Source organism: Nakamurella lactea DSM 19367 (genome assembly GCF_000426645.1).
GTDB lineage: Bacteria > Actinomycetota > Actinomycetes > Mycobacteriales > Nakamurellaceae > Nakamurella > Nakamurella lactea.
In genome coordinates, this window is sequence record NZ_AUFT01000022.1 from 85,329 (window position 1) to 100,713 (window position 15,385).

The window sequence follows — 15,385 nt, forward strand, 5'->3', positions numbered from 1 at the left end:
TGCCGCGGTTGAGAGCGGTTGACTGCTGATGGTGGAGTGGTCAGTCCCGCTTGATGCACCGGAAGCCGAGGTGGCTGGTGCTGCTGCGGACCGACTGGCCCTGCCGGGCCGGCGGCCGGTACCGCAGGCAGTACGACTCGGCACACACGTGCGAGCCGCCCTTCATCACCTTGCGGTCGCTCTCCTGCAGGGGTCGCTCTGGAGCACAACAGGAATGCTGCTCGGCGCCGGCCTCGGCATGGCTGTCGGTCCAGCCCGATGTCGTCCACTCCCAGACATTGCCGATCAGGTCCACCAGCCCCCAGTCGTTCGCCCGGTAGCGTCCGACCGCAGAGGTGCGGTCCCGGCCCGGCGGTTCGAGGTTCTGCCACGGGAACTCCCCACGCCAGGTGTTCGCCATCACCCGCCCGTGCGGCTCCACCTCGTCGCCCCAGGCATACATGGTCGGCGGGCGCCCTGCCCTGGCGGCGTACTCCCACTCCACCTCGGTGGGAAGCTCCTTGCCTGCCCAGTGCGCGTAAGCCAGCGCGTCCTCGAAAGCGATGTGCACCACGGGATGCCGGTCCAGGCCGTCGAGCGTGCTACCCGGGCCCAACGGGGCGCGCCAGTGGGCGCCCGTTGTCCAGTGCCACCACTGGCGCCAGTCGTTCAACGGCACCGGCCCCTCGGTCTGACGGAACACCAGTGAGCCGGCCACCAGCTGATCGGGCGTGGCGTCCGGGAATTCCTCGGCGGTCGGCGGCGTCTCGGCGATCGTGCGATAACCGGTGTCCTTGACGAACCGGCGGAATTCGGCATTGGTGACCGGGTGCTGATCCATCCGGAATCCGGCGACCTGCTCCAGGTGCGCCGGGCGCTCCTCCGGGTAGTGATCGTCGCTACCCATCAGGAAGCTGCCGGCCGGAATCGACACCATGTTCTTCGAATCGTCAGTGTTCGGCACGTCTGAATCGTACGTGACCCAGGATCGCCGAGACCCGGTGCTGTCCGGCGATAACCGCCTGGTAGCAACGATCACCCAAGACGGGTGAGCCCGCCGCCGGCCGCCGGAAATATGGTCGGATGCACCAGCCACGGTGAGCCGGGACCGACGTTCGCCGATGCCCGTTCTCGCCCGATCGAGGAGCGCAACATGTCCATGTACATGTACGAGTCCCACGACCACGATCGAGTGCGGATGCGCTGCTCCGCAGTGAACAGCGCGGTGGGCAACCCGTCCAGTGCGACCATGCGCGCCCATCCGGCCGTCGTCGCCATCGCCGTGGTGTTACTGCTGATCGTGGCGATCGACATTTCGCTGGTCCTGGTGGGAATGCTCTGATTCGGTACGAGAGGATTCGGTACGAGAGGACCGCCTCCCCGAGAACACCGGGGAAGGCGGCCGTCTGCGGTGAATCGGGTCAGCCGTTGAGCAGCTTGGCCTTCTGCGCCGCGAATTCCTCTTCGGTCAGCACCCCGGAGCTACGTAGTTCGCCGAGTTCGCGCAGCTGTGCGATCAAATCCTCGGAGGCTGCGCCGGCCGCCGGCGGCGGTGGCGCCGGCTGGGCATAGACCGGTGGCGCCTGCTGCGCGGCGAGCTGCTCCTGCTGGTAGGCCTCGGCCTGCTGTTGCTCCTGGGCCCGTTGTTGTGCATGTCGCGTCATGCCACCGGATACGGCGGTCGCCGTCCCGGCGATCACGGCGGTCCGTGCGACCGTTCCGAGCAGTCCGGGCCGTCCGGCCCGCATCATAGGTCGGCCAATCATGATGCCTCCTCACTGTTGTACGAAAGTTGCACGCCGTTGCGGTGCATGGACGAAAACTCGGCGCGGTCAGGCATCTTCCAGGCCCGCGAACGCACTTTCGACATCCTCGGCCGGGATGCGCGCCTGACTGATGACGTTGCCGCCTGCCTCACCCAGAGCGGCGAGGAACTCCCGCGCCCAGACATTCTCGTAGACGATCAGGCCCGCAGCCGAACCCGGGGCCAATTCGACCGCGACAGCCTCCAGATCGCTGTCGCTGAGCAGCCCGCCGAACTCGCCGTCCAGGCCGGCGTAGAACCCGGCGGCCTCGTCGTCCAGCGCGTCGATCTCGATCGTATCGACATTCCCGTCGGCGTCCTTCGAGATGAACACCAGATCGATGATGTGAACGATGTTCTGCTCCACCAGCCTGGCGATGGCAGTGGCGATGCCTCCGTGAAACGATCCCTCTCGAAATTCGGCCACCAGGAAGTCGACCGGTCCTCGCTGCATATTCAGCTCCTTCTGCTACTCGTTGATTCAGTCGATGGCGCGGTCGTAGTTGGCCAGCGCCCAGATCAGTGCCACATCCAGAATGATGATGATGATCGCCCAGGCCGGGTAGTACGGCAGGAACATGAAGTTCGCCATCGCGCTGAACAGGGCCAGTCCGATCCCTACGACCCTGGCCCACATGGCTCCGATGACCAGGGCGAATCCGGTGATCACCATCAGCACCCCGATGACGAAATGGATCCAGCCCCAGGTGGTGACGTTGAACGTGTAGGTGAAATTCCGTGCGACGACAAAGAAGTCGCCCTTGATCAGGGCGGCCAATCCCTGCAGGAACTGCAGCACTCCGGCGAGCAGCAGGAAGATGGCACCGACCGCCGTCACCCCGATGATCACTGCCCGTTTCCCGGCACCGAGCTCCGGCTCCACCGCGACCCGTCGCTGGGTCGGAGGCGACCCCTGCTCGGGCGGTGCGTCGCCGACTCCCGGCGACGGATTCGATTGCGTCATCGGTCGTTTCCTCGCATTTCTGCTCGCGTTGCCCGGTGAGTCCCGCGGACCGGAGCACTCGTGGTCGATCGTGAGGCACGTCCTACCGCTCTGAAGGTAGCGGCGCGATCGCGATCCGGGACTCACCCATCACGGGTGAACGTTTCCGCCGTCCTGATCGGCGTCGACCCAGCGGCGAGCCTGGGCGAAGGCCGCGTCGGTGGACTCGCCGACCAGGTCCGTGCTGACGGACACGGTGATCCGATCGCGGTCCTCGGGTCCACGGTTGCGGCGGTGCTGGGCCCGCAACTCCGGGTCGACCCCGCTGAGAAACAGTCGCCCGCCGGCTTCCTGCAGTTGGCCGGCGTACTGGTCGATGACCAGGAAGAACGTCGCGCCCAGCTCGGTGCGGCCCCGCAGCCGGATGATGACCGCGGTCCGGTGGGAACCTGCGGGGTCGGGCAGCTTGGTCTGCAAGGTGCGGGACCCGGCGTACAGCAGGCTCCCGTACACATCCAGAGCGACCACCTCCCGGTCGCCGAGCGACTTCGGCGGTTCCCGGACGCGCCAGCCCGCATCGGTGGGGACGAGTCTGACGATGCGCAGGTCGAGTGCCTCCCGGTTGAGTTGGAGCAACAACGACAGCGCGACGCCGAACCCCACTGCCGTGGCGACCGGCAGCAGCAGGGTCGCGATGAAGGTCGACACCATGGCGACCTGCGACGTCGCCCCGGTCCGGAAAATGGTGATCACCCGAGCCGGGCTGATCGAGCCGATGGCCGCAACGATGAGCAGGGCGGCAAGAGTCGGCTGGGCGACGATGCCGACGAGGCCGGACAGGGCAATCAGGATCACCAGCATCCAGAGCCCGGAGAAGACGGCGGCCCAGCGAGTGCGCGCGCCACTGGTGACGTTCAATGCGGTTTGGCCCAACGATCCGCCGACCGGCTGTCCCTTCACCAGACTCGACGCGACGTTCGCAACGCCCTGGCTGAGAAAGTTCCGGTCCGTCGAACTCCTTGACCCGTCCGGATTGGGCGCTACCTCGGCGACACCGGCGCCCTGGACCAACACGATGGCGGCAACTGCCAACGCCCCACCGACCAGGCTGAAGGAGAACTGCGAGAAGTCGGGGAGGGCGGGCAGCGGGAAGCCGCGCGGGATCGCGCCGGAATCCTGTACTCTCGCAACGGAATCCGCCTTCACCATGGCGACGACTGCGGTCGGCACCGCGACCGCCAACAAGGCGCCATAGGCGGCCAGCCGGGTGCGGGCGAGCAGCACGACCAGCGCCCCGGCCGCCACCCCGGTGAGCAGACTCGGCAGGTCGATGTGGGTGGGGTGACCGAGCACCGAAAGCGCCTTGGCGAGTGCGAAGCCGCCGGACGCCGAACTTCCCGTCAGATCCGGGATCTGGCCGAAGACGATGTTGGCCGCGACGCCGGTCAGGAAGCCCGTCATCACCGAATGCGAGACGAACCGGGTGTATCGACCGAGCCGCAGGACCGCGGCAGCGATCATGGCGATTCCGGCGAACAGTGAGATCAGCACCAGGGCGCCCGGCCGATCGCCCGGTGCGACGCTGCCCAGTGCCGAACCGGTGGCCAGCGCTGCCGCGCCGGTGGTGGCGACGACCATCAATTGGGTGCTCGAGGTCAGCCCGCCGGCAATCGGCCCTGCGGCGCTCGCGTACAACCCGTTGACCGGACTGACCCCGGCCAGCAGTCCGGAGGCCATCCCGTCCGGAACGCTGCTGATCGCACCGGGAAGACCGGCCAACAGATCCTTCAGCACCGTGTCCCGTCTGGGCAGCCACCCTCGCCATCGCATCGATCCAGCTCATCGCAGATCCTTGTCGATCGGATCCCTCGTCGAGGGTGAACCTGACCCGTCAAACTTGTTCGGACGAGTTCCGCACATCTCGCTACCGAACACCCACGACGTGGTACCACCATGTGTTACCGGCGGCCGGCGATCGGGCTCATCCACACCCGTTCGCTCACACGATTCCGCCGGCGGCGGCCTGAGATGCGCACCCGACCTTTGGCACTTAGGGTTTCAGTGGTGAAGATCTGCGGGCTTCGGCAGCTGCCCGATATCCGGCTGCCCGGTGAACGGGTATTCTCGCGCCAGCGGACCCTCTCCGCCTGTGGACAGCGATCTCGACCCGGGGAGGACAGATGGGTGCAACCTCCTTAGGCCGGCGGGCGACGCCACCGCCTGTTCCGCCCAGGCACGTCCCACGCCCCCGGTTGATCGCGGCGCTGGATCGGGCGGTGGAGATGCCACTCACCTTGATCGCGGCTGGTCCGGGCTGGGGAAAGACGGTCCTGCTCAGTGAATGGGCGGAACACCGTGAGGATCCGGTCGTGTGGTTGTCGTTGGACCCGGGCGACGATCACGAAGAGGCGTTCTGGGGGCTGTTCCGCGCGGCGATGTCCCGAGCAGGGCTGGCAACCGAACTGACCGACGTTGCCGGCGATCACCACACTCCCGCTGATCCGCTGATGTCATCCGGCGCGCTGGCCATTGAGGTTCTCAGCCGCCACCTCGAGGGCCGACCGAGCCCGTTGGTTCTGGTGCTCGACAACTTTCATTTCATTTCGTCAATCGAGGTTCTCGAAACCATCAGTTCGCTGATCCTCAATCCACTGCCGAATCTGCGAATGGTAATGGCGGTACGTCGCGATCCATTACTACCCATTCATCGGGTCAGGGTCGCCGGGCAGCTGGCCGAATTGCGCGCTCGCGACGTCGCGATGGACGCACCTGAGATCGGCCGTCTGCTCTCCGCGCACGGCGTCGATTTGTCGACGCAGCAACAGGCGACGCTGGCAACGCGAACGGAAGGCTGGGCGGCGGGACTCAAACTCTCCGTCCTGCGGATGGAAGGCCGGGACGATCCGGCCGCGTTCATCACCGAGTTCGCCCTCGATCAGGGCAGCATCGGCGAATATCTCACCCTGGAAGTGCTCGCCAGCCAGACGGTAGAGACCCGACACGCCCTGATCCGCACCAGCATTGCCGACGAGATCTGCGGTTCGTTGGTCAACGCCATCACCGGTGGAAGCGACGGAGACCAGGTCCTGCAACGACTGGCGCAGACGAACTCGTTCGTCACCACCGATCGGGAAGGCGTGTGGTATCGATACCATCCGCTGCTGCTGGAACTTCTCAAGCATCTGCGCGCCAACGACTCTCCGGAGATGCAGGTCCGACTCCATCGCCGTGCCGCGCATTGGTACGACGAGCACGGCCGGCTGATGGACGGCCTGCGGCACGCCTTGAACGCCGGCGACTGGTCCCACGCCCTTGACATGCTGCAGCGTGGTGGTCTCGAGGTTGCCTTTCTGCGGAACGGCCGACAGCCTCTCGAGGGCATCGACCGGCTCGTCGACGCGGCATCGCCCGATCTCACCTCCCTGACGGCATTCCGCACCTCCGCGATCCGGGCAGCGGTAGCCGGTCTCGCCGGGATGACGGCGCGGGCTCGGTCCCTCCTCGGACAGTTGCGCGCGAGGCCGGACTCGCCGGACGAGCCCGGCGTCGAGGACGAACGGAGCGGCTGGGCCGACGACGCCACGGCCGCGGCATTCGTCGGTCTCGCCGAATTGATGCTGGCGTATCGCGATGGCGACCTCGAGGCTGTCGAGGAAGCGGCCACCCGGCTCGAAAGTGCCGGTGACCGACCGCTGCTGATCGCGACGGCGAAGGGCGTGGTCGGCGCCGCCCGTTATTGGAGTGGGTCGATCAGCGCCGCCGAGCCGGCGCTGCGGGCATCGGTCGAGACGGCCGTCGGCTGTGGGGCGCCGGCGATCGCCATCGGCGGCCTTGGCATGCTGACGATGCTCGCGGCGACCCAGGGCAAGACCGATGTCGCCCGGCAGGCGGCCGAGCAGGGAATGTCGTTCCTTCGATCCTCCCCCGGGATACGTGGCGGTTCGGTCGCCCCACTGCACCTCGGCTATGCCCACCTTGCCCTGTTGCGCGGCGATCTGGACGCCTACCGGGGCGCGATGCGCCGGACGAACCTCGAGCTCGACACCAGCCATGACCACACCCTGCGATACTGCGCCGGTCTGCTGGAAGCCAAGGCGCTGACGTTGGCCGGGCAGTACCAACAAGCACAGGACCTGCTGTCGAGCGATTCGCTCGCCAGCATGGCCAACGGGTTCAACCTGCCGGGGGTCCGGCAGATATTGCTGTCGGAGATCGTGGTGGCGCTCGGCCGACCGGCAACGGCGATCAAGTCGCTCGCGACGATGGAGCTGAACGTGCCACATCTTCCCGAGTTGGCGCACGCCCGGGCCGATCTGGAGCTCGGCGAGTTCGACCGCGCCGAGAAGCGGATCCGGCGGGTGGTCAGTTCGTCGGCGCCGGCGGCGCCGCTGCCCGTGTTGCTCGACGCGGTGCTGCTCGGGGCGATCGTTGCCGAGTCCCGCGGCGAAGAGGCGGCCGCCGCCGAAGCGGTCAGCCGAGCCATCGATCTCGGTACGGTTGATGGTCTGGTGATGCCGTTCATCGAGGCGGGACCACGACTCGGGGCGCTGCTCGGCCGCCACGCGGTGCTCGCCGCTCGCTGGCCCGGTCCGCCGCCGGAGGCGAGAGCGGCGACGACCACTCGCCCGGGGCTGGTTCGTCAGCGGTCCGTCGATCCGACCGGACCTGCGGAGCTCTTCGAGCAGCTGACCGAGCGAGAGCTGTCCGTACTGCGCTGGTTGACCACCACCATGACGATCGCCGAGATCGCCGACGAACTGTTCGTGTCGATCAATACGGTCAAGACCCACCTCGCGGCGGTGTATCGCAAACTCGGCGCGGCGAAGCGGCGCGAAGCGATCGACCGCGCCCACGAGCTGCAGTTGATCTGAGGTCGTTGCCGAACGACGAGTTCCGGTCCAGCACCACTCGCAGTTCGGAGCGCGCCACCCACAACGGATGAGGCCGACACCCCACCGCAGCGACGACCATGGAGCGCATCCCAGAGTAGGAGGCGCCGTGTCTGCCCCATCCGCCAGCTACGAAGTCCGGGTCAGCGGCGCGGTCGGCCCGGCTGCGCGAGCCGCGTTCGCCGACCTGGCGATCGAAGTCGAGCCGACCGCCACCGTCCTGTCCGGCGACCTCAGCCAGGCCGAACTGCACGCCGTGATCGAACAGATCCGCGCTCTCGGGATGCAACTGGTCGATGTCCGCCGGACCGAGCCGGCCGGCGACCCGGAGCCCCCGCTCGGCCGTCCACCCGAGTGAGCCTACGATCGCAGAGCCCGGGGGCCGGTGTCGTGCACCGGTGCCACGGTGGCACAATCGCCGGGACCTTCGAACGATGCGGCACCTTCCCCTTGGGTGACCTTCCCCTCGCGGCCGGGTCGGTCCGGACGTCGCCGACGGTCCGGCCCGCGGAAGGAGACTGCTGATGGTCAAGCGGAAGTACGGCATCACCGTCGCCGGGCAACTCGGATCTGCGGCGCGGACGGCATTCGCCGACCTGGAAATCGTGCCGGACCCGGAGTCCGAGGTCACGCTGCTGCGCGGGAGCCTCGATCAGGCCGGACTGTTCGGGGTCCTGCACCAGATCCAGTCCCTGGCGATCATCCTGCTCGAGGTGCGCCGGCTCGACTGATTCCACGCCGCTGCGGCGAGCTCACCAGTACCGATCGCGTTCTACTATGACGTCACCAATCAGGGGAGCGGACCATGGCCATGTCGGCAGAACAGATCTTCGCCTTGCAGGATGCGCACGTCATCGATGCCGACGGCGAAGACCTCGGCGGGATCGATCAGGTCTTCCTGGACAGCGAGACGCAAGACCCGGCCTGGGTCACCATCGGCGCCAGCATCTTCGACGGGCCGCAGCGGTTCGTTCCGCTGGCCGGCGCGCAGATCACCGAGACCGAGGTCCGGGTGCCGTACACCAAGGCCCTGATCGCCGGCGCACCTCGATTCGCCGACGCCGCCGGCGGCCACCACGCCGACGGACTGCACGGCAACGAGAACCCTTACCTGTACTACGGTCTGGCCGCCGCGCCGGGGACGCTGAACGCTCACCCGGGCGCGACCGAGTAGTCAGTCAGTCCCGGATCGTCTCGCCGGTGATCTCGGCGGAGGTGTCGAACAGCCACCGGGCGTCATCGGCGTTGCGCGCCGCCCGGGACGGCGCGGCGCGGTGTGGCCGGCCGTACAACCCGAAGCGCGGTCCGTAGTAGCTGCCACCGGGCAGCCGCGGCGCGGTCGCCGCCAGCACCTGCGACCGCGCGCCGTGCGCCGCCGACGAGCCGAGCAGTTGGCTGACCCGCCGGGCCAACCAGACCAGCGGACCCGGGGTATCGCCGCGATCGCCCGGTGAGAGCGTCTCGGTCGCCGACCAACCGGGGTGCGCCGCAACGGATGTCACCGGGCTGTGGGCGGCCAGCAACCGCCGGTCCAGTTCCAGCGCGAACATCAGCACGGCCAGCTTCGACTGCCCGTAGGCGCCCATCGGGGTGTACCTGCCGGCAAGATTCAGCTTCCGGTCGAGTCGGCGGACGGCCCGATGGGCGATCGAGGACACCGACACCACCCGGCCGGCCCCCTCGGCCAGCGCCGGCAGCAGCCGCGCGGTCAACAGGTAGTGGCCGAAATGATTGACGCCGATCTGCTGCTCCAGCCCGGCCGGCGTCAGTTCGCGCTCCGGCGCCAGCATCACCCCGGCGTTGTTCACCAGCACCGCGAGCGGACCCCGCCATTCGTCGGCGAACGACCGCACCGACCCCAGGTCGGCCAGGTCGATCCGGCGGACCTGTAGATCGGCGCCGGGCACCTGCGCCCGGATACCGGCGGCCGCGGCGTGGCCCTTCGCCGGGGAGCGGACCGCCAGCGTCACCGACCAGCCGGCAGCGGCCAGCGCCGTGCTGGTCGCCAGCCCGAGTCCGGTGTTCGCCCCGGTCACCACCGCCCGACGCGGCAATCCCCCCGCCGTCATCGACCGCTGCTCTCCTGGTCGGCTGGCGCGACCCGGATGCCGCCGTCGGTGACGATCCAGCGCAGCTGCGCCAGGGTATCGATCACCGCATCGGCGGCCAGCTCCGCAGCCGGGGTGGTCGTGGTCACCGCGATCGTCGTGCAGCCCGCCGCCGCCGCGGCGGCGATGCCGCTCGGCGCGTCCTCGACCACCAGGCACCGGGCCGGATCGACCCCGAGCCGACTGGCCGCCAGCAGGTACGGCTCCGGATCGGGCTTGCCGTTGCGCACGTCGTCGACCGTCACCAGTACCGCGGGAGGCTGCAGGCCGGCGGCGCGAAGTCGCAGCAGCGCAAGGGCTCTGGTGGCCGAGGTGGCGATGGCACAGCGGTCACCGAGGGCGGCGAGCGCCGCAGCGGCGCCGGGCAACGGCAGCACATCGTCGAGGTCGGCCAGCTCCAGCTCGTGGATTCTGGCGATCGCGTCCGAGAGTTGGTGTTCCGGTACCAGCGCGGTGGCGATGGCCAGTGCCGGCACGCCGTGGAATCCCGACAACCGGTGTTGCGGGATGTCCCGTTCCGCCGCCCAGCGCGCCCACGAGCGATCGACCGCCGGCGTGGAATCGATCAACGTGCCGTCGTTGTCGAAGACCACGGCCTGGAAGACACGTTCGGACAGTCCGGCGAGACCGGACGGGGCAGGGCTCATGACGTCTCCCCGCTCGCTCGCGCTCGCGGGTTCACGTCATTCAGCACCGATGATTCGCTCGCATGCTCGCTCATGCCCCCCATTGTGCTGATGGCGCCGGGACCGTTCGCGGTCGCGTCCTACCCGGTCGCGTCCTAGCGACCTTCCTGGATCGGCATCACGACTTCCCGGACGATCAGCTGGACACCGGCCGCGACCGGCACCGCCAGCAGCGCGCCGGTCACCCCGAGCAACGCGCCGCCGACCAGGATCGCCACGATCACCGCCCCGGAACTGATGTGTACCGTGCGGCGCATCACCCTGGGGTACAGGACATATGCCTCGAACAGGTGCTGGCACAGGTAGAACGCAGCGGCAACGATGCCGATCGTCAGCGACTGGGTGAAGCCGATCAGCGCGATCGAGACCCCGACGATGATCGGGCCGACCACCGGCACGAAATCCAACACCGCAGCGCCCAGCGCGATCGCCCAGGGGTACGGCAACCCGACGATCGCCGAGAACAGGCCGGCCACCAGCCCGGCCTGGATGGCGATGATGGTGGCGCCGGACAGATAGCCGCCCATCTGCTTGAGGATCTTGTCGCCGAGATCGGTGACCCGCACCCGCTGCGATGCCGGGGCCAGCCGGTAACAGGCCGCCTTGATCTGCGGAAAGCCGGCCAGGAAGTACAGCGTCAGGATCAACACCACGAACAGGTCGAAAACGATGCCGGCCACCGTCGCGGCTCCGCTGAGGATCCCGCTGGCCGCGCCGGATCCGACGTTCTTGACGATGTCGGAGTCCTGGAGCTGTTTGATGATGCCGAACTTCGCGTCCAGGTTCTTGATCGTCGGGTTGTCCAGCAGGTTGCTCAGGATGCTCGGCAGGTTGCCGATGAACGCCGTGAGCTGGGTGACGATCGGCGGCACGATGGCGTACACCGCTCCGGCGATCGCAGCGACCAGGACCAGAAAGACGGTCGCCACGGCGGCGCCGCGGCGCAGGCCGCGCCGGACCAGCCAGCCGACCGCCGGGTTCAGCCCGATGGCCAGCAATGCGGCCACCGCGATCACGATCAGCGTCGAGCGGATGGTGTCCAGCGACAGGTAGGCCATGTAGGCCAGCAGCAAGCCGACGCCACCGAAGAAGCCGGCCTTGAACGCGGAGAACACCCGCTTCTCGCCCTCGCCCCCGACCGCGGATCCGGCCAGCCGGCCCGCCGCCGCGGCCTCGTCGGCGCTGCGCATCTCCCGCTCGGCGGCGGTCAGCTTGGTGACCAGCAGACCGATCGTGTCCCGCAGGCTGCTGCGTTTACCGGTTGTCTCGACGGCCCGCAGCTCGTCCATCACCGCCTGGTCGGTGGCCCGATCGGCCGGATCCGAGTCGGCAGCCGGCCAGGGCAGGGGGTCGGCACCCGGGTTGCCGGGAACCAGGTCGCGGCTGGTGCGCCCGGTCTTCGGGTCGGGTTCGTCCACCGGACGATCGTGACACAGCCGGACCTGCGGAACGGTGCCGCAGCGCACACCGCCGCGTGCAGGTTTCCCCCGGATGCTCCGTATGCTCCAGATGTCCTGCACGGCGCCGGCCGGCAGAGTTCATCGAGCGACGGGACTCGTCGATCGGCCGAGCTCACCGATCACCGCCGACGTCCTGCGACTGCCCGATCGTGGAGGTTCCGATGGCCCTGTATCCGACCCGTGCATCGACCGTGCTGCGACGGGCTGCGCTCGCCGCCGGCCTGAGCGGCGCCCTGCTGCTCGGCGCTGTTGCCTGCGGCTCCGATTCGACCGCCGGTTCCGGCGGCACCAGCGCGGCCGACACGTCCGCGGCCGAGACCAGCGCCGCCGACACCAGCGCCGCCGAGACCTCGGCGGCGTCCTCGGCCGTGGGCACGTCGGGCGCGGAGTCGTCAGCCCCGGAGTCGTCGGCCGCCGAATCGTCAGCCCCGGCATCGTCAACCGCGGAATCGTCGGGCTCGGCGTCCGGCGCGGTCGGCGGCGCCTGCGTGCCCGACCAGTTGAAGACCACCACGCCGAACGTGCTGACCATCGCCACCTCCGAGCCGGTCTACGAGCCGTGGATGGTCGACAACGATCCGTCCAACGGCAAGGGGTTCGAGTCCGCCGTCGCATACGCGGTGGCCGACCAGCTCGGTTTCAGCAAGGACCAGGTCACCTGGACGCGGGTCGGATTCGACGAGGCGATCGTCAAGCAGGACGGCTGGGACTTCGACATCAACCAGTTCTCCATCGACGACACCCGCAAGAAACAGGTCGACTTCTCCTCCGGCTACTACGACGTGAGCCAGGTGGTGATCACCGTCAAGGGCAGCAGCATCGAGAAGGCCACCACGATCGCCGAGCTCAAGGACGCCAAGCTCGGCGCGATGAACGGCACCACCAGCCTGACCGCCGTCAACGACGTGATCAAGCCGACCAACAAGCCGAACGTCTTCGACGACAACGCGTTGGCCGCCCAGGCTCTGCAGAACGGCCAGATCGACGGCCTGGTCGTCGATCTGCCGACCGGCTTCTACATGGTGGGCGCCCAGCTCAAGGACGGCGTGATGGTCGGCCAGCTGCCCGGCACCGCCAGTGAGAAGGAACAGTTCGGGCTGTTGCTGGCCAAGGGTTCGCCGCTCACCGAGTGCGCGACCAAGGCCGTCGACGCGCTGCGTGCCGACGGGACCTTGCAGAAGCTGACCGACGAATGGCTCGGCGGCAAGGACGTCGCGCCCGAACTCAAGTAGCGCCCTGATGAGCGAGGGGCGGGCGGCCCGGTGAGCGATACCGACGACGGCTGGGTGGCCTCGAAGGTCCAACTGGACCGGGAGTCGTACCGCCGGCGGCGCACCCGTCGATCGGTGCTGATCGCCTCGGTCTCGACGGTCGTGGTGGTCGCGGTCGTGGTGCTGGTGGTGGTGAACACCCCCGGCTGGCCGCGTTTCCGGTCCACCTTCCTGGACCTGAGCTACGGCTGGGAGGTGTTGCCGGACATCGCATCCGGCCTGTGGCTGAACATCCGGCTGATGGTGATCTGCGAGATCGCCATCCTGATCGTCGCGCTGGTGGTGGCACTGCTGCGATCGCTGCGCGGGCCGGCCTGGTTCCCGTTGCGCGCCCTGGCCATCGCCTACACCGACCTGTTCCGCGGGCTGCCGCTGATCCTGGTGCTGTTCCTGCTCGGTTTCGGCATGCCGTCGTTGCGGCTGGACTGGCTGCCCAAATCGGGCCTGTTCTGGGGCTGCGTGGCGCTGGTACTCACCTACGGCGCGTACGTCTCCGAGGTGCTGCGGGCCGGGATCGAGTCGGTGCACCCGTCGCAGCGGGCGGCGGCCCGCTCGCTCGGGCTCAACCACGGCAAGACGATGCGGTTCGTGGTGGTGCCACAGGCGGTCCGTCGGGTACTGCCGCCGCTGCTGAACGACCTGGTCTCGCTGATGAAGGACACCGGACTGATCTCGGTGCTCGGCGTGGTCTACGACGCCGTGCTGAACGCCAAGATCGAGACCTCGCAGACCTACAACTACACGCCCTACGTGGTGGCCGGGGTGCTGTTCGTGATCATCACCATTCCGCTCACCCGGCTCACCGACTGGGTGGCCAGGCGGCAGGGCTGGACCGGCGCCGGGGGAACGGTATGACGAACCTCGGCAAGCAGCCGGCCGCCGGTGGCGGCGGACTGCTGCAGATCGACGGGCTGCGCAAGGCTTACGGCGATCAGGTGATCCTGCGGGATCTCACGCTGTCGGTACCCGAACACCAGTGCCTGGTGCTGATCGGCGCCTCCGGCTCCGGCAAGTCGACGCTGCTGCGCTGCATCAACCTGTTGGAACAGGTGGACGACGGAACGATCCTGTTGCAGGGCAACGACATCACCGACCCGCGGGTGGACGCCGACACGGTCCGCGCGCAGGTCGGCATCGTCTTTCAGGCCTTCAACCTGTTCCCGCACATGAGCGTGCTGGACAACATCACCCTGGCGCCGCGGCGGGTGCACGGCATCGACCGCGGCACCGCCGAGCGGCAGGCGCGGGAGATGCTGGACCGGGTCGGGTTGGCGGACAAGGCGAAGGCCAGGCCGGATGATCTGTCCGGCGGCCAGCAACAGCGGGTGGCGATCGCCAGGGCCTTGGTGAACAAGCCGCTGTTGATGCTGTTCGACGAGGTGACCTCGGCCCTCGACCCGGAACTGGTCGGCGAGGTGCTGACCCTACTGACCGACCTCAAGCACGACGGCACCACCATGCTGGTGGCCACCCACGAGATGGCCTTCGCCCGGGAGGTGGCCGACCAGGTGGTGTTCCTGGCCGACGGTTCGATCGCCGAGGCCGGGCCGCCGTCCCAGGTGATGGACCACCCGTCGGACCCACGCACCCAGAAGTTCCTGCGGCGGATGTCGTTCTGAGGCGCATCGCGCTTCGTCACTGTTTCGATGGCCAGCGAAGGCTGATGCGACTATTTGCGTATGGATTTTGAAGTCAAGCAACGTTATCGGTTGCGAGCAGGACCGCCACAAGTTACCGTGGGCTCGAACAGCTCAGCGAAACCTTTGGAGAGGCGAGTGAGCGAGCACCTACCAACCCTGCGCAACTTCATCGGTGGCGAGTACGTCGATGCGGTCGAGGGCGCGACGTCCGAGGTGGTGAACCCGTCGACCGGCGAGGCCTATGCCACCGCGGCACTGTCCGGGCAGGCCGACCTGGACAGGGCCTACGCCGCCGCGGAGGCGGCCTTCGAGAGCTGGGGGCGCACCACCCCGTCCGAACGGCAACTGGCGCTGCTCAGGATCGCCGACGCGCTGGAGAGGCGGGCCGACGAGTTCGTCGCGGTCGAGAGCGAGAACACCGGAAAACCCCTGGGGCTGACGGCGTCCGAGGAACTGCCACCGAGTGTCGACCAGCTGCGCTTCTTCGCCGGCGCCGCCCGGGTGCTCGAGGGGCGGGCGTCGGCCGAGTACCTGAGCGGCTTCACCTCCTGGATCCGGCGGGAGCCGATCGGCGTCGTCGGGCAGGTGACGCCGTGGAACTACCC

The 15,385-nt window shown here is 68.2% G+C and carries 17 protein-coding genes; 9 read left to right on the forward strand and 8 right to left on the reverse strand.

The window, feature by feature from the left end; genetic code table 11:
* Positions 1 to 40: 40 nt before the first annotated feature.
* Entirely contained in the window at positions 41 to 943 is a 903-nt protein-coding gene (locus tag K340_RS0119745) for a formylglycine-generating enzyme family protein (RefSeq protein WP_245599650.1), read from the reverse strand.
* A 189-nt stretch (positions 944 to 1,132) separates the two neighbouring features.
* Here K340_RS0119745 and K340_RS37130 point away from each other — a divergent pair, with 189 nt between their 5' ends.
* Complete coding sequence (locus K340_RS37130; RefSeq protein ID WP_154674369.1) at positions 1,133 to 1,321, forward strand: hypothetical protein; 189 nt, start codon at positions 1,133 to 1,135, stop codon at positions 1,319 to 1,321.
* Between the two features lie 79 nt (positions 1,322 to 1,400).
* On the opposite strand, the gene K340_RS0119760 is transcribed toward K340_RS37130, so the two are convergent.
* The 4 genes from K340_RS0119760 to K340_RS0119775 form a co-directional block, all read right to left on the reverse strand.
* Positions 1,401 to 1,745 carry an SHOCT domain-containing protein gene (locus K340_RS0119760; RefSeq protein ID WP_029137976.1) on the reverse strand — a complete coding sequence of 115 codons (345 nt, stop codon included), beginning with the start codon at positions 1,743 to 1,745 and terminating at the stop codon, positions 1,401 to 1,403.
* Between the two features lie 66 nt (positions 1,746 to 1,811).
* Positions 1,812 to 2,237 carry a DUF6325 family protein gene (locus K340_RS0119765; RefSeq protein WP_029137977.1) on the reverse strand — a complete coding sequence of 142 codons (426 nt, stop codon included), beginning with the start codon at positions 2,235 to 2,237 and terminating at the stop codon, positions 1,812 to 1,814.
* A gap of 27 nt (positions 2,238 to 2,264) precedes the next feature.
* Positions 2,265 to 2,747 (reverse strand): DUF7144 family membrane protein, encoded by a 483-nt coding sequence (locus tag K340_RS31720; protein WP_211229554.1) that lies wholly within the window; start codon positions 2,745 to 2,747, stop codon positions 2,265 to 2,267.
* Between the two features lie 129 nt (positions 2,748 to 2,876).
* A complete protein-coding gene (locus K340_RS0119775; protein WP_029137978.1) occupies positions 2,877 to 4,556 on the reverse strand; it encodes a SulP family inorganic anion transporter in 1,680 nt (559 codons plus the stop codon).
* 452 nt (positions 4,557 to 5,008) lie between these two features.
* Between K340_RS0119775 and K340_RS0119780 the strand changes: the two genes are divergently transcribed.
* The 4 genes from K340_RS0119780 to K340_RS31730 all read left to right on the forward strand — a co-directional run bounded on the left by K340_RS0119780 (position 5,009) and on the right by K340_RS31730 (position 8,789).
* Complete coding sequence (locus tag K340_RS0119780) at positions 5,009 to 7,597, forward strand: LuxR C-terminal-related transcriptional regulator (RefSeq protein ID WP_245599651.1); 2,589 nt, start codon at positions 5,009 to 5,011, stop codon at positions 7,595 to 7,597.
* Positions 7,598 to 7,724: 127 nt separating this feature from the next.
* A complete protein-coding gene (locus K340_RS31725) occupies positions 7,725 to 7,973 on the forward strand; it encodes a hypothetical protein (protein ID WP_037365818.1) in 249 nt (82 codons plus the stop codon).
* Positions 7,974 to 8,139: 166 nt separating this feature from the next.
* Positions 8,140 to 8,346, forward strand: coding sequence for a hypothetical protein (locus tag K340_RS0119790; protein WP_037365820.1), 207 nt, complete (start codon positions 8,140 to 8,142; stop codon positions 8,344 to 8,346).
* Between the two features lie 74 nt (positions 8,347 to 8,420).
* The gene (locus K340_RS31730) at positions 8,421 to 8,789 is read left to right on the forward strand and encodes a PRC-barrel domain-containing protein (protein WP_051266952.1); all 369 of its coding nucleotides are present in this window, start codon (positions 8,421 to 8,423) and stop codon (positions 8,787 to 8,789) included.
* Positions 8,790 to 8,793: 4 nt separating this feature from the next.
* On the opposite strand, the gene K340_RS0119800 is transcribed toward K340_RS31730, so the two are convergent.
* The 3 genes from K340_RS0119800 to K340_RS31735 form a co-directional block, all read right to left on the reverse strand.
* Positions 8,794 to 9,684, reverse strand: coding sequence for an SDR family NAD(P)-dependent oxidoreductase (locus K340_RS0119800; protein ID WP_029137981.1), 891 nt, complete (start codon positions 9,682 to 9,684; stop codon positions 8,794 to 8,796).
* The gene (locus K340_RS0119805) at positions 9,681 to 10,370 is read right to left on the reverse strand and encodes an HAD-IA family hydrolase (RefSeq protein WP_029137982.1); all 690 of its coding nucleotides are present in this window, start codon (positions 10,368 to 10,370) and stop codon (positions 9,681 to 9,683) included. Before K340_RS0119805 ends, K340_RS0119800 begins: the two co-directional genes overlap by 4 nt.
* A gap of 134 nt (positions 10,371 to 10,504) precedes the next feature.
* Positions 10,505 to 11,827 carry an AI-2E family transporter gene (locus K340_RS31735; RefSeq protein ID WP_051266954.1) on the reverse strand — a complete coding sequence of 441 codons (1,323 nt, stop codon included), beginning with the start codon at positions 11,825 to 11,827 and terminating at the stop codon, positions 10,505 to 10,507.
* Positions 11,828 to 12,030: 203 nt separating this feature from the next.
* Between K340_RS31735 and K340_RS36750 the strand changes: the two genes are divergently transcribed.
* From K340_RS36750 to K340_RS0119830, 4 genes are all read left to right on the forward strand, one after another.
* Positions 12,031 to 13,101 (forward strand): ABC transporter substrate-binding protein, encoded by a 1,071-nt coding sequence (locus K340_RS36750; protein WP_084614682.1) that lies wholly within the window; start codon positions 12,031 to 12,033, stop codon positions 13,099 to 13,101.
* A 30-nt stretch (positions 13,102 to 13,131) separates the two neighbouring features.
* Positions 13,132 to 13,995, forward strand: a complete 864-nt coding sequence (locus K340_RS0119820) for an amino acid ABC transporter permease (protein WP_029137983.1) — start codon at positions 13,132 to 13,134, stop codon at positions 13,993 to 13,995.
* Positions 13,992 to 14,759: an amino acid ABC transporter ATP-binding protein gene (locus tag K340_RS0119825; RefSeq protein WP_051266956.1), complete on the forward strand. Its 768-nt coding sequence runs from the start codon at positions 13,992 to 13,994 to the stop codon at positions 14,757 to 14,759. The genes K340_RS0119820 and K340_RS0119825 overlap by 4 nt, the downstream gene beginning before the upstream one ends.
* Positions 14,760 to 14,915: 156 nt before the next feature.
* A partial coding sequence (locus K340_RS0119830; protein ID WP_029137985.1) for an aldehyde dehydrogenase family protein occupies positions 14,916 to 15,385 on the forward strand: 470 nt, incomplete at its 3' end.